The 14,519-nt window shown below is 44.4% G+C and carries 16 protein-coding genes and 2 pseudogenes; 2 read left to right on the top strand and 16 right to left on the bottom strand.

All coding sequences use genetic code 11. The annotated features are described in order from the left end of the window. Positions 1-123: 123 nt before the first annotated feature. The 12 genes and pseudogenes from ASG89_RS26805 to ASG89_RS26760 all read right to left on the bottom strand — a co-directional run bounded on the left by ASG89_RS26805 (position 124) and on the right by ASG89_RS26760 (position 10,772). A complete protein-coding gene (locus tag ASG89_RS26805; RefSeq protein WP_057314155.1) occupies positions 124-2,493 on the bottom strand; it encodes a glycosyl hydrolase family 95 catalytic domain-containing protein in 2,370 nt (789 codons plus the stop codon). 75 nt (positions 2,494-2,568) lie between these two features. Further along, positions 2,569-2,781 carry a hypothetical protein gene (locus ASG89_RS26800; RefSeq protein ID WP_057314152.1) on the bottom strand — a complete coding sequence of 71 codons (213 nt, stop codon included), beginning with the start codon at positions 2,779-2,781 and terminating at the stop codon, positions 2,569-2,571. Between the two features lie 608 nt (positions 2,782-3,389). Then, a complete protein-coding gene (locus ASG89_RS38775; RefSeq protein ID WP_414813296.1) occupies positions 3,390-3,605 on the bottom strand; it encodes a DUF3502 domain-containing protein in 216 nt (71 codons plus the stop codon). A gap of 33 nt (positions 3,606-3,638) precedes the next feature. Continuing rightward, a partial coding sequence (locus ASG89_RS38770) for a DUF3502 domain-containing protein (protein WP_414813295.1) occupies positions 3,639-3,873 on the bottom strand: 235 nt, incomplete at its 3' end. 8 nt (positions 3,874-3,881) lie between these two features. After that, on the bottom strand, positions 3,882-4,358 hold the full coding sequence (locus ASG89_RS26790) for a hypothetical protein (RefSeq protein ID WP_057314148.1): 477 nt from the start codon (positions 4,356-4,358) through the stop codon (positions 3,882-3,884). Positions 4,359-4,384: 26 nt separating this feature from the next. Further along, the gene (locus ASG89_RS26785; protein WP_057314146.1) at positions 4,385-4,813 is read right to left on the bottom strand and encodes a hypothetical protein; all 429 of its coding nucleotides are present in this window, start codon (positions 4,811-4,813) and stop codon (positions 4,385-4,387) included. 237 nt (positions 4,814-5,050) lie between these two features. Beyond that, positions 5,051-5,974, bottom strand: coding sequence for a glycosyl hydrolase (locus ASG89_RS26780; protein WP_235549945.1), 924 nt, complete (start codon positions 5,972-5,974; stop codon positions 5,051-5,053). Positions 5,975-6,226: 252 nt separating this feature from the next. After that, positions 6,227-6,556 (bottom strand): annotated as a pseudogene (locus tag ASG89_RS36750) (hypothetical protein); the annotation flags it as partial. A 726-nt stretch (positions 6,557-7,282) separates the two neighbouring features. Then, positions 7,283-7,391, bottom strand: a pseudogene (locus ASG89_RS38765) (DUF3502 domain-containing protein); the annotation flags it as partial. Between the two features lies 1 nt (position 7,392). Beyond that, positions 7,393-7,627, bottom strand: a 235-nt coding sequence (locus ASG89_RS38760) for a DUF3502 domain-containing protein (RefSeq protein WP_414813294.1), incomplete at its 3' end; no start/stop codon positions are given. 1,321 nt (positions 7,628-8,948) lie between these two features. Continuing rightward, positions 8,949-9,827, bottom strand: a complete 879-nt coding sequence (locus ASG89_RS26765; RefSeq protein ID WP_057314140.1) for a carbohydrate ABC transporter permease — start codon at positions 9,825-9,827, stop codon at positions 8,949-8,951. A 24-nt stretch (positions 9,828-9,851) separates the two neighbouring features. Further along, positions 9,852-10,772, bottom strand: coding sequence for an ABC transporter permease (locus ASG89_RS26760; RefSeq protein ID WP_082593636.1), 921 nt, complete (start codon positions 10,770-10,772; stop codon positions 9,852-9,854). Positions 10,773-11,228: 456 nt separating this feature from the next. On the opposite strand from ASG89_RS26760, the gene ASG89_RS38290 reads away from it, so the two are divergent. Together ASG89_RS38290 and ASG89_RS38285 are read left to right on the top strand one after the other, a co-directional pair. Continuing rightward, the gene (locus ASG89_RS38290) at positions 11,229-11,456 is read left to right on the top strand and encodes a transposase (protein ID WP_057314137.1); all 228 of its coding nucleotides are present in this window, start codon (positions 11,229-11,231) and stop codon (positions 11,454-11,456) included. 10 nt (positions 11,457-11,466) lie between these two features. Next, positions 11,467-11,736, top strand: coding sequence for a transposase (locus tag ASG89_RS38285; protein ID WP_057314135.1), 270 nt, complete (start codon positions 11,467-11,469; stop codon positions 11,734-11,736). A gap of 406 nt (positions 11,737-12,142) precedes the next feature. Here ASG89_RS38285 and ASG89_RS36740 read toward each other — a convergent pair whose 3' ends face one another. The 4 genes from ASG89_RS36740 to ASG89_RS37030 form a co-directional block, all read right to left on the bottom strand. After that, positions 12,143-12,304 carry a hypothetical protein gene (locus tag ASG89_RS36740; protein WP_162259736.1) on the bottom strand — a complete coding sequence of 54 codons (162 nt, stop codon included), beginning with the start codon at positions 12,302-12,304 and terminating at the stop codon, positions 12,143-12,145. Positions 12,305-12,383: 79 nt separating this feature from the next. Further along, a complete protein-coding gene (locus tag ASG89_RS26745; RefSeq protein ID WP_057314134.1) occupies positions 12,384-13,709 on the bottom strand; it encodes an AbfB domain-containing protein in 1,326 nt (441 codons plus the stop codon). Between the two features lies 1 nt (position 13,710). Continuing rightward, positions 13,711-14,097 (bottom strand): hypothetical protein, encoded by a 387-nt coding sequence (locus ASG89_RS37035; RefSeq protein WP_235549944.1) that lies wholly within the window; start codon positions 14,095-14,097, stop codon positions 13,711-13,713. Further along, on the bottom strand, positions 14,084-14,479 hold the full coding sequence (locus ASG89_RS37030; protein ID WP_057314132.1) for a hypothetical protein: 396 nt from the start codon (positions 14,477-14,479) through the stop codon (positions 14,084-14,086). Before ASG89_RS37030 ends, ASG89_RS37035 begins: the two co-directional genes overlap by 14 nt. Positions 14,480-14,519: the final 40 nt, after the last annotated feature.

Raw genomic sequence — 14,519 nt, 5'->3', positions numbered from 1 at the left:
ATATTAATGGGTGCCTGGAAGTGGTAAACAACCTGTTCCAAGCTGCCAAACGCAAGGCCCGGGGTTACCGCTATCCGGCATATTGTTCGTGATCGGACATTTTCTGCTTCAACAACTTATTCATCAAACGTTCGATACGACGTAACGTTTATCGCTTTCAACATGGAACCCGATACAACCGTTCCCCATATGAGAGTAAGTCACTTCTTCGTCATCTAGCGTTACCCTGACCATCTGCTTGACAAGCACTTTGCAAGTCTGCGTTATTGAAGTTGTGATTTCCGCCTTCGACAATGAGCCGTTGTTCCATTCCAAATCGATTTCATAGCCTCCTCTGCCCCGCAATCCTTTGACGAACCCGTCTTTCCATACATCGGGCAATGCCGGCAGGAGTTCCAAATAGTCTTGATGCGATTGCAGCAGCATCTCTGCGATCCCTGCTGTTGCAGCAAAGTTTCCATCGATTTGGAAAGGAGGATGCGCGTCAAATAGATTGGCATAGACGCCGCCTCCGTTATTCATCGGTGCGCCACCCTTTACAAGTGTTAACAAATTCGATATTAACCGCTCTGCGCGATTGCCGTCTTTGAATCTTGCCCATAAGCCGATTTTCCAGCCAAGGCTCCATCCCGTTCCCCCGTCCCCTCTGATTTCAAGCGATTTTTTCGCTGCTTGAAACAGATCAGGAGCAGACTGCTCCGTAATAAGTCGCCCCGGATAAATCCCCACGAGATGCGAAACGTGACGATGATGAACATCTTCGTCTACAAAATCCTTAGACCATTCTTGTAAACGACCGTGCTTACCGATTTGAAGCGGCAGCAGCTTTTGTTTCGTCTCTACAAATGTCATCACCAAATTCTCATCAATCTTAAGCTGTTCTGCTGCTTTGATACAGTTATCAAATAATTCACTTATCAAAGATAAATCCGTGGTCGAAGCAGCACTTACCGCATGACACTTATCGCCAACAAGAAATTTGTGTTCAGGAGATGTCGAAGGTGAAGTTATGAAATACCCATCTTTATCTTCAATTAGCCAATCCAAACAGAATAACGCCGCATCCTTCATGATAGGGTACGCCTTATCCCGTAAAAATGCTTCATCGCCACTAAAGGCATAATGCTCCCATAAATGCTGAGTTAACCAGGCACCGCCCATCGGCCAGAACGCCCAAACTGGGTCTCCATTGCCGTAATTGCCGATGGGTGCCGTTTGAGCCCATAAATCGGAATTATGGTGAGCCACCCATCCTCTTGCGCCATAATTCAATTTAGCGGTCTTCTTGCCGTTGTGCGCCAACCTGCCGATAAACTCAAGTAGCGGTACATGCATTTCCGCCATATTGCAAGATTCTGCAGGCCAGTAGTTCATCTCTGCATTAATATTGAGCGTATAGTTGCTGCTCCATGGCGCCTGCAATTCCTCATTCCATATGCCTTGAAGATTGGCAGGCTGAGTACCTGTGCGAGAACTTGCAATCAACAGGTACCGTCCATAATGGAACAAGAGCTCAACCAGACCTGGATCGTTGCTGCCAAATTCAGTAATCCGTTGATCGGTGGGCATGTCCGAGGGGGCTTTGCTCCCGCCCAGAGACAAGGCAACTCTGCCAAATAGCTTGTTATGATCCTCAAGATGACGATGCCGTATATCTTCATACCGTTGTCCACGAACGGCATCGATCGCTTCACCAGTTAATTGTTTCGGATCTCTTATCGAACAGCTCGCACCATCATCTGGATCGAAGTTTGTCGCCGCACTGAAATACAAAGTCGCGCTAGTCGCTCCGATAACATGCAAGCCGTCTGCATCCCCGTTCATCATCCCACCTTCATGCACGACAGCCAACCGGCCATGGAACTTCAAAGCATGTGATGTCTCAGGATCTCCATAAGTAATCGGATTATCCGAGTCGAAGTAGTTGGGCCATACTTGCTCGGGAGCTGTGCCGGATATCATATTTTGATCGGCGTCAAAGGACGATTCATAACGAATGGGACTTTCCAGCCCAGCTCGAAAACTGAGCATACTTTCCTTGCTCGACGTTAAACGCACAATAATAGCTTGATCGGGATACGAAGCAAATATTTCCCGGGTGTACTGAACACCGCCAACGATATAAGTGACAGTCACGATACCAGTAGACAAATCAAGCTTCCGGCTATATAGGTGTTTAGCATCGCTATGTGCCATCGTTATATGTAAATCTCCGAAAGGCAAATAGGATTGCGTGTAGGGACCCATCATTTCCTTGGATAGCAGGTCCGCTTCCTCATATTTTTCTTCTGCGATCAACTCACGCATTCTAGGTAAAATTTCTTTCGCTCTCGGATTATTCCATTCCTTAGGGTAGCCTGACCAAAGCGTATCTTCATTTAAAGCGATGCGTTCTTTCTCAACACCGCCGAATACCATCGCGCCTAATCGACCGTTCCCAACAGGAAGTGCTTCCGTCCAATATACGGCAGGAGATTGAAATTGAATATTCATGATGATCTTATGCCCCCTCATTCATTAATAGATTTACGGATGGTTGATTGAATTCGCCACATGATGAAAGCGAGGCTATCCATCTTCTGCTCCAAGATGTAATTCAAACTCCTGATCACGATCACAGATCAACACACCGTTCACAACTTCCAGCCTGGCAACCTGAATGGACGAGCGCCGCATTACATAGCCCGCATCTTCATGATGTCCATGAATACGGCCAGGATGAGTGAAATAAAAGATATACCCCTCTTCTCCTTGAACGACCAATCGTGAAAGATACGGCATCTACTGGAATCCCCTGGAAGAGGGGTCTGAAGAGCTTAAGGAGCATGTGGAGAAAGCGGAACGGGAACGGCGCATGAGAGTAGCAACCATTGATGCTATACAAATTGGAAAATGACCAATATGAATTGGAACATCGGGTCCAGGGAGAACGGACATACAGTGGCACTTGGGAAGGATTGAACGGAAGAATAGTTGAATCCGGCGGTTGATTCAGCTATCATATGAAAGTTCATCCTGGAGCTGCGTTAGCCGTGACTTTTTGCCATATTCACACTAATAGAAGCTTTAACATCTTTATTGACGGCGAGCTATTAGCTACCGAGATTTTCACGAAAGAATGGAAGCACCCAGAATCCACTCGCCGTTTATCCGCAGATTCGTGAAAGTAACTCCCTCCACGGTCCGTTCCTTGTCAAACCCGTGAGGTTGGATATGGTTCGACCAAAACGATGTTTCACCGCTTTCTGTCATTATAAAGGTATGACGCATGGAGGCTATCGAAAGTAAACCATATATTTCTTATAATGTAATGAACGTAAGCTAATAGAAAAGCTTTTCAATCAGTATAAACAGACTGAAAAGCTTTTGGGGAGCATCTTGTTTAAAGATTATTTGGTAATTTTCCAGGCATCGATTTGTTTTTGCATTTCGGCAATAATTTTATCGGAGCCCGCACCTTTAAGTTTTGCCACGAATTCGTTGTATTTGGCTTCCGAGGCTACTCCTAAATCAATTGCTCTGTGGTACTCGTCGTCATATCGGCGAACTCCATGATCTGTCCTTGATGTAAGCCGAAATGCGTATCCTGCGTATAATGGGGCAATTGCGACGCCTACACCGAAAATGAGATTTAATANGCATTTCGGCAATAATTTTATCGGAGCCCGCACCTTTAAGTTTTGCCACGAATTCGTTGTATTTGGCTTCCGAGGCTACTCCTAAATCAATTGCTCTGTGGTACTCGTCGTAAATTGCGCTGGTTTGACCGATTTCAGCTTTAACCGGCTCAGCATCAAATGTGAAACCAAGCAATTTGGATGGAATCGCACCTTCGTTAATTTTCTTCGTATCTTCCCAAACGGTTTTTGGCATGCCTTTCTCTACGTTCGCCAGATAATTGGAAGCAAACATCCATGGCACGTATGGTTTATATCCTTTTTGTCATCGCCGGGAACCATAAATCCATCGGCATCGATTTTATAGTGTTTATCTTTGATACCGAAGTTCAACAAATTAAAAAGATCTTTATCCGTGTTCAGAAGCTCAAGCAGCATCATAGCTCTTTCCGGGTTTTTCGAGTTCCGGTTGATCGCCTGCATCGTTGCAGTGATGCCGCCGGTCGTCAAATGCGGAATGTTAGCTGGAGCAATCACATCATAATATCCGTTATAAGCAAAAGAAAGACTTTCTCCGCCCGGTTTACAAGCTCCCGAGATGCCCATCAGGCTGGTACCGGCTTTGCCTCCAGCATCATTTATTTTGGAAATACGCTCTTTGGAGTTCATATAGCCTTTTGCACCAAAATCTCTCAATGTTGCGGCAAATGCCTTCACTTCATCTGTTTCAAACTGATTCACTACCTTCAGGCTGTCATCTGAATAAGCTACAGCACCTGGAGTTTTGAATCCGACATCGGTTCAAAACTGAAAGCATCCGCAACTTGGTCCATAGCCATGCCAACATATTTTTCCGGATGGTCTTTACGGACTTTTTGAATGATCGGTTCCAAAAGGTTTAAAGTACTTCCGCTGATTTTTCCTTCAATGGAATTGATATCAAACTTATATAGATCGGCCAAATCTATTGAAATACTGACGGCTGGCGTTCTTGCGGAAATTTGCTGATTAATGAAACCGTAGATTTTCCCTTTTACTTTCGCCGCTTCCCAAAAATTTTTGGGAACACTGGCAAACGATTGAGGAGCGTACTTTGCAAGCAGGTCATCAAGCGGCAAGAAAGCACCTTTCCCTACATTTTGCGCATAGTTGTTGGTCCCAGTTTGAAGTAAATGCGAGATCATAACCGCTTTCAATCATTCGGCAATCCGCCGATCGGTTGGCATGTCCGAGGGGGCTTTGCTTTCCCCCAGAGACAAGGCAACTCTGCCAAATAGTGTTCGGAATCATAGCGACAATCAGGCAATGGACTCCATTTATTTCCGTCGCTTGACCCTTCTAACACAAACTGATATATACCCCTCCGCATTCAGACTCCAGTTCGACCCTTTTCGGAAAACTGACTCCTTCCAAATCGAGCAACCACGTCCGGCTTACTCGCAGGTCGGAGGCATGAGCTTCAGTTCAAACGGCCGGTCTCGGTCGCATACCAGCTTACCGTCAACAACGTCCAATTGGGCTACTTGTATGGAGGAACGCCGAGTACCGTAGGTGTAGGAAGGAGGCTCTTGCCCGGTTAATCTCTCCGGATGGGTGAAATAAAAGATATAGGCTTCGTCCCCTGAGCAGACTACATCCGCATGCAAGCCAATCGTGCCGTCATCTTCCCTCGTGCCTGGCTGATCGAGAATAAGCCCGTTCCGTTCCCAGTTGATCAAATCATCCGATCGGTATACACCTTGCCCTCTCCACTCATCCACGATTAACCAATAATATTCTTTGAACCGAAAGACATTGGGCCCTTCATGTCCCCGTCCCTCGATAATCAGCCCTACACGTTCCCAATGGTATAGATCCTTGCTGTCGGCGGCGTAGGTGTTGTTGTCTTCTTTGAACCACATTCTGAACAGGCCATTAGGGAGACGGTAAATACAAGCATCTATAATACTTCTCTCGCTGATATTCAGCCTGGACTGAAAAGTCCAATTGAGGAGATCCGGACTTGTATAATGGTGCATGTCCGCCCGACCTCCCCAATCCTCAGATACCCCTTGTATATAAGTGACATACATATGGTAAATGCCTTCATGCCAGTAAATCTCAGGCGCCCAGAACGTATTTCTTCCCCATTCGATGTCCAGCCCCGGGAGCGTTCCCCGGTAAACCCAATCGTTCCCGTCTTTGGATGAAGCAACGCCGAGATCAGTGCCGTGCACCCAGGCAAATAGACGATCTTCCGCGGTTGCCCTGCGGTTTGTGTAAATCATCCACCATTTCTTGGCTTCTCTGTTCCAAATAACAACCGGATCCGCTGCTCCGTCGTAAATAGGGTCTCGATACAATGGTGATTTCATCATAGCCTCCAGTGTGTTTATCGTCATATTAAGGATATGCTTATATTACTTAATCAAAAACCGTTATTGCTCGAATGTCATGTGCCGTAATACTTCAAGTCTAAATGCAATCGGCCAAGCAACCAGCCATTGGGACACTTGGAACGTATTCTACTAATCCACCACGAATGCGCGTCCGTACGGATCGATGAGATGATACTGCACGGATACCGCCGTTGGTCATGGTCGACGAGCCGCCGGTGGGGCTATTGTGGCTTACATTGCTCCTGCGACCTCATGACTAAATTGGACTACATCGATGTAACCTTGTTCACTCTCACAGTTATAGCTATATAACCCGATCCTATCTCCCCTATAATTGCCCCACCCCATCTGATAGGTGTCTCCAAAGCTCGTGAAATGGTCCCCATCGACGCTATATTCGAACCGATTGATTCCGTCTACGTTCCACACAGACCTTAACCAAAGAGTGTTGCCTGTTAATTGCGGTCCCCATTCCATTGTCCCCGAATGGTTAAACTTCAGAATCCTTGTCCCATTCTGTTGATGAATGCCGATCGTGCAATAGGTTTGCGCAAAATGACAAAGCCCCGCTTCTTACCCGTCTGCCATGCTGCTGATCTCTATTTTTACAGTTGCCTCATTGTGAACCGTTCTAAACGCTCTTTGCGAAATCAATTCGCAAATCTGCGTTTTTATTATCCTCGATGCGATTGCAGCAGCATCTCAGCGATCCCCATAAGCATCAACATCTGAGGCTCAGCCTTTTTTTTAAAAGTGTTTTCCTGGGCTTACTTTAATTTGCTCTTTTTTAAGGTTTCGAGCTTATCGCGAGATAATTTCTTTACAATTCAGCATTGGCATTGTGTAATTCAGTGTTGATCGCCAACACATTAGCGAATACTTCTGGAGATCTTCTTATTGTATAATCCCGATGCTCTGCTATCACTATTTGGAGAGATCGTTAATAAAATCCTGATCTCCAAGGTAAACTTTCTCGTCTCTTGCCCAAAACATTGCCCCAATTGTGTTATGATTGCTGTCTCGCCATAAATGATGCTTCGACTGTTATGATCAATTATGATTGCCAAAGATATATTCATAATTGACGCAATCTCCTTTTTTATGATGACGTCATTTAGTGGTTTAAAATGTTTCACCGCTTTCCGTCATTATAAAGTTATGACGCATGGAGGCTATCGAAAGTAAACCATATATTTCTTATAATGTAATGAACGTAAGCTAATAAAAAAGCTTTTCAATCAATATAAACAGACTGAAAAGCTTTTTGGGGAGCATCTTGTTTAAAGATTATTTGGTAGTTTTCCAGGCATCGATTTGTTTTTGCATTTCGGCAATAATTTTATCGGAGCCCGCACCTTTAAGTTTTGCCACGAATTCGTTGTATTTGGCTTCCGAGNGCATTTCGGCAATAATTTTATCGGAGCCCGCACCTTTAAGTTTTGCCACGAATTCGTTGTATTTGGCTTCCGAGGCTACTCCTAAATCAATTGCTCTGCGGTACTCGTCGTAAACTGCGCTGGTTTGACCGATTTCAGCTTTAACCGGCTCAGCATCAAATGTGAAACCAAGCAATTTGGATGGAATCGCATTTTCGTTAATTTTCTTCGTATCTTCCCAAACGGTTTTTGGCATGCCTTTCTCTACGTTCGCCAGAAAATTGGAAGCAAACATCCATGGCACGTATGGTTTATATCCTTTTTGGTCATCGCTGAGAACCATAAATCCATCGGCATCGATTTTATAGTGTTTATCTTTGATACCGAAGTTCAACAAATTAAATAGATCTTTATCCGTGTTCAGAAGCTCAAGCAGCATCATAGCTCTTTCCGGGTTTTTCGAGTTCCGGTTGATCGCCTGCATCGTTGCAGTGATTCCGCCAGTCGTCAAATGCGGAATGTTAGCTGGAGCAATCACATCATAATATCCGTTATAAGCAAAAGAAAGATTTTCTGCGCCCGGTTTATAAGTTCCCGAGATGCCCATCAGGCTGGTATTGGGACCGCCTTTGACTGCAGCATCATTTATTTTGGAAATACGCTCTTTGGAGTTCATATAGTCTTTTGCAGCCCAGTCTCTCAATGTTGCGACAAATGCCTTCACTTCATCTGTTTCAAACTGATTCACTACCTTCAGGCTGTTATCTGAATAAGCTACAGCGCCTGGAGTGCGGAATCCGACAATCGGTTCAAAACTGAAAGCATCCGCAAATTGGTCCATACCCATGTAAATAAATTTATCCGGATGGTCTTTACGGACTGCTTGAATGATTGATTCCAAAAGGTTTAAATTAAATCCGGTGAGTTTTCCGGCAACGGAATTGATATCAAACTTATATTCATCGGCCAAATCTTTTGGCATATTGACGGCCGGCGTTCTTGCGGAAATTTGCTGATTAATGAAACCATAGATTTTCCCTTTTACTTTCGCCGCTTCCCAAAAATTTTTGGGAACACTGGCAAACGATTGCGGAGCGTACTTTGCAAGCAGGTCATCAAGCGGCAAGAAAGCACCTTTCCCTACATTTTGCGCATAGTTGTTGGCCCAGTTTGAAGTAAATGCGAGATCATAAGGTTCGCCGGATGCAATAACAACCTTCATCTTCTGGTCATAGTCGCCAAACGAACTCGCTTTAAAATCTACTGTAGCATTGATCTTTGCTTTAATGACTTTATTGACTTCGGCAAAGACTTGATCCTGCTCAGGCTGTGGAAAGTTTCCTGGGAAATACCAGGTTAGCTTAACTTCAGGCAGGCTAGCTGCCGTTGCCGCCGGGGTGCCTGTTGCAGCTGCGTCCGGTTTGCTGGATGAGCCGCATGCTGAAAGCAGCATGGTAAAAAGGAAAATCATGATGGTTAATACAATTCCTGCTTTTGATGCCTTAAAGCATTTTGTCATAGTGAATCCTCCCTTATTTGGTTAATATATCTTAAAATGGACATAGTCCATCATTAAGCTAGCCTTTTACAGATCCTACCGTGAGCCCTCTGACAAAATATTGCTGAAAGAAAGGGAACACGGCAAGCATAGGTCCTGCAGCAAGAATGGCCATTGCCATACGGGCGGATTCCGAAGGGATCACAGTATTATTTAATCCCGGCGGCATTTGATTGCTTGAACTGGTCAGGAAAGTGATATTGTTCATCATTCTATATAACATATACTGCAAAGGGACCAGGCTTTCTGTCTCGATGTAGAGCAAGCTCAGAAACCAATCATTCCAATAATGCAGTATTGTGAACAATGCAACCGTAGCAAGGCCCGGTTTGGCGAGAGGCAGTATGATCTGAAAAAAGATTCTAAATTCACTGGCGCCATCCATCATGCAGGACTCGATAATATCGTAAGGGATTCTCTGCATAAACGTTCTTAAGAGCAAAATAAAAAAGGGAGCGGCAACGTAGGGCAAAATCAAAACCCAGATCGTGTCTTTCAGGTGAAGATAGTTGCTGATTAATATATACGTTGGCACCAATCCGCCATTAAACATCATGGTAAAGAATACATAGAAGCTTAGCGGGTTTTTGAATTTATAATCGTGGCGGGACAGCGTATATGCTACACCTGCCGTCACAATAAGGGAAATAAACGTGCCCAGAATACTGACGATAATCGATACTTTGAATGCATTTATAATTTGAATCGGTTCATAAAGGACATACGCATAAGCGGAAATATCAAATACGCGCGGGAACAAACTATAACCATTTTTGAGAATATCGGTTTCGTTGCTTAAAGAGATCGAGATGATTGATACCAGTGGAATGATACAAGCTAAACTAAATAGGATGAAAACAAAGTGAATGATCATTTGCGGCAATGTTTTTTTCGGCATTCTGTAATCACCTCCATGCGATTTCTAGAATAGTTTGTTTTCTTCGTTGAATTTTCGGACGGCATAATTGCTCAGCAGGACGACGATAAATCCCATCACAGATTGGAACAAGCCGACAGCCGAAGCCATTCCCAAATCTCCGGAAACCTTCAGCATACGGAAAACGTAAGTGTCGATAACCTGCGTCACCGGGAAAAGCTGGCCAATCTCACGTGGCACAAAGAAGAACAATCCGAAATCCGCATAAAATATTTTTCCTATTGATAACAGAGTCAGAATGGTAATTAAAGGCATCAATAACGGAATCGTGATTCTACGAATCATTTGAAGCTTAGTTGCTCCGTCAATGGCCGCCGCTTCGAAATACTCTTGGGAAATGCCCATTATACCCGCATAGAAAATAATGCTTGCGTAACCGATCCCCTTCCAGATATGGATGAGCGTCAGAAGGATGGGCCAAATCCAGGTCGTCGTATAGAAATCAAAGGACGTGAAGCCCATTTTATTGATTAGACTCGAGATAGCTCCAAGAGGTCCAATTAAGGAGTAAGCCATGTAAGCCACGATAATCCACGAAAAGAAATAAGGAAAGAAAAAGATCGTTTGATAAACCTTCAGAAATCTTGTGCTGAGCACTTCATTAAGCAGGATGGCGAAAAGGACAGCAAGCGCAGTCCCAACCACAATAAAGACCATATTGTATCCGAGCGTATTTCTAATGACAAGCCATGCGTCATTGGAAGTGAAAAAAAACTTAAAATTATCGAAGCCGACCCACGGACTGCGAAAAATCCCATCTACATAGTTGATATCTTTAAATGCAATGAAGATTCCCGCCATCGGGATATACGAGAAGACAAAGATAACCAGAAAGGCCGGCAGCGCAAGGATGCTTAATTGAATCGTTTTTTTATTTTCTCTGGAGCTCAAAAAATTTTTGATCACCTTTTCATTCTCCTTTCACCATATTTAGTAATTCTTAATAGATACTATTGATTTGTCTATATCGTCCCCCTTACGGCATAACAATATCATCCGCCCCAGACAGTAACAATTTCTTATTCTCGCGATAAGTTCTGTTTGGAGTAAAAATCGAGTACGCAATTTAGGAATTTGTTCAGAAATTAGGGGTTGGCATTCCATATTGATTCTTTTTTCTCGTTTATGATAGTCTTTGTACTATAAGATTTGACTAATTGCTCAAATCATTCGTACTGATCATAACTTCGGAAATAGTGGGAGACCACAAAATGTATGCGATAAATCATATAAAATTAGAGGCACACCATCGAAACAGGATGAAGTATAATAGTTTGTGTACCATTATTTGGAGTATAGGCAGACGACAAAAAAGTAGGGTATTCTCGGGATTACCACACCACCAAGAAAGAGCCCTACTCAATGACTACTATACCTCAAAATAATTTAAATGATCTACTAGAAAATCTTGTGAAAACAATGATTCAAGAAAAGCTTGAGTTCATTATGAAAGAAGAAATGAGCCAATTTTCCCAAGTGGAACAACCCCAAATTCGAAATAGCCGAAATGGCTATTTCGAGCCCACACTCGATACACGGTATGGGAAAATTGACGAGTTGAAGGTTCCAAGAGACCGCAAGGGGGACTAATAAAGGCGGCATGAGCACCCGTGATGTAGCTCGCTTTATCGAAGGTATGTTTGGCACGCAGTACTCGCCTACCACGGTTAGCAACATCACCAGTACCGTACTAGAAGACGTACAACGTTGGCAAGAACGTCCTTTAGAGAAACGTTATTCGGTGATTTATTTAGACGGTTTCTATTTTAACTTGAAACGCGACACGTACACAAACTTTTTGACGCTACCAGAAACAGTCGATTCTATACGAAATTTCATACACAAAACGCGATTTGAGCCCGGATTCTAAAAAATGCAGTCGAAAAATCATATACATTCTCTGCATGTGTACATTATCGTTAAAACTATCAACAATTAATCGACAGCCTCATCTGTATAATCCTCATTTTTAAATCAGAAACGAAAGCACCGAAAACTATATTTTAATGGTAGCCCCTTCTGCGAATAGCACAGAAGGGGCTTTTCTCAATCCAGGATACGACGTAAAAAGAAAACCGCTTCCACATCGGAGTTAACCAATAGGAAACGGTTTAGATGAATGCCTTTAGGTTACATTACTGGATCGGCGATAACTTCACATACGAATCATCCGCCCTCAAGTAATAATCGGGCAGTGCGTATGACCTGAGCCTGCGCTATTCCGGCGGGTCGTAGGTTTGCATCAGCCTGTCCCATAGTCTTAGACTGCGGCTGCTTTATTGCGCTAACGTCTCCCGGTAGTTCAACCACCAGTAGTTATAACTAAATTCCATCACTGTTTCTTCAAAATTATTGCCCTCAATGATATACAAACCGTAACAGTAACGTGCAGGCTTCAAATCATAATCATAAGGCTGATTGTGCAGCAGCAATCCCACCGCCGGGGAGGATCCGGATAGTCGCCTGCCAAAAAATTTTAGACATCGTAGGCCTCCAATGATTTGATAATGTAGTCAGCTATCCTAACTGAAAGGTCGCGTAGGCCTTGTCCCGTTCACACTCTATGATGGATATCCGAATATATGCACCATCCATGATCAAGTACATTTCCGGATACGAAAACGAACGGAAAGATGACCATGATGGGTCACTTAACCCTTCCATGCGCATAAAAGTGCACTCCTCCCGAAAGTTGTCGGAATCCTCCAGCTTGCTTAATCGCAGCACAAACTGGCTACTCCTCAAGTAGAAGCCTGGTTGATGAACGGACTCAATGCTTACACCATCCGGCGACGCTAAGCCGCGAGTTACCTTCCAAAGCGAGGAAGTATACGGGTCGAACGGGATTGGCGCAAGCTTTGCGAATGAATCGTCCGCCCTCAAATAATAATCAGGCAGCGCATAGGATCTGATCCTGAACCAGATAGGCGGCTCGTAAGTCTGAATCAGCCTGCTCCACTCAGCTTCATTTACACTCAGAATGGAAACATGCTTGGCATTCGGTGGCAGTTGATAGTTACGCCGGTCCATCGGCTGCCAATTCCCACTATTCAATTCGGAGGTTTCCCACACAAAAAATTTGGCATTGATGGGCGTATAACAATCTCCGTATAAGTACCATTTGTCTTCATCCAGTGACCTGATCACAAACGGTCCCTCAATCATAGGTTCCCCAATGGGCCGTGTATACACCGCCTTGTTAAAGCTCCCTGGTTGTAGTGATGAAGCGACAGCTCCTTTGATCCTCTTCCCTTCAAAGGGAGCTTCGTCGGGATTACGTTCGTCCTTGAAATATAAAAAATACATATCTCCATGAGGTATGATCGAGGCGTCAATAACATCGTATCCCGGATCAAAGAATACCTCTGCTTCCGTTACGCTCAGGAAATCCTGTGTATAGTTTACGTAAATCCGATTGCGCTCCGTGTTCCCAGACCAAAAGATCGCATACTTCTGTCGTTCGGGATCATATATGATCTCGGGCGCCCAGGCATGCATGCCCGAACTGTTCAAACGGAGCAGCCTGCCCGCTTCAAAGTGAATCAAATCCGGCGAATCGTAGCACATAATCGATTCACTGTTCCACATATTCGTCGCGACCACGATATATTGGCCGTCTTGCTTCCTAAAAATAAATGGATCTCTCATCCCGCGTTCGCCTATCTCGGGTACCAAGACAGGCTCGCCAGCATGAAGCGGTGTCCAATTTCTTCCATCACGACTCGATGCGAGATGCAGCGCGAAAGCATTCGCAAGCCTTTCCGGCGACTCGGTAAAGTAGCCCATAATATAACCGCAGGATGGATTGGCTTGTTTTCCGTCACCTGTCAGAATTTCATTCATTTCATTTATCCTCCTCGATCTTATGGAAGCTGACTCCCCGAGCGTATTCATTAATGACAAAGTTCCCTGGCTCCGGTCGTAAGATTAACTCTCCGTTAATACGGAGATTCTCGAATCGGATATTCTCTGCTGTTCGTTCCTCATCATATCCATAGATGCGGTTAGGATTCGTGTTGGCCCCTTGATAGGTGAGGTTGCGGAAGGTGATGTTCTCGATCCGTCTGCCCGAAACCGGATTGTAATCCATGTTCCAGATGACCCGGATATCCACCAACTGCCCCAGTTCGAATTCCTCCACTCGGATATCTTCGAACGTTACATGGCGAATCGTATTCAAAATCCCCACCATTAATACCCATCGCTCCCCAATAGTTCTACTGAAGTTCATGATGCTCCAAAATATCTATATTCTCAAAACAGATATGCTCGATCGTGTCTCCATCCTTATGGTGGTCGCCATGGGTTCCCATCATGATAGGAAGCGCTACATCGGCCCACAGCACTGAATTCCGTACGGTTACATATCTGGTATCGCCATAGAAATCCCAACGAGTGCCGTAAACAGCAATGCAATCGTCAGAATTTCGCATGAAAATATCTTCAATATCAATGTGGAAACATGCCATGATATCAATACCGTCGGACCATCGTATGATGCCACTGCCATGAGGCCAGATACCAGGCTGCATGTTCCGCCCATTCGAGAAACGTCCGACAACCGGATCAGCCGCACCATCAAATACCGGATCCCGAAATAAAGGTGCCTTCATCTATTCTTCCTCTCTTCGTTCCCATTTTCAAGCCATCGAA

The organism is Paenibacillus sp. Soil766, from assembly GCF_001428105.1.
In the GTDB taxonomy this organism is placed as follows: domain Bacteria; phylum Bacillota; class Bacilli; order Paenibacillales; family NBRC-103111; genus Paenibacillus_E.
The sequence above is the reverse complement of the archived record's forward strand: the minus strand, read 5'-3'. Positions and strand labels throughout refer to the sequence as shown.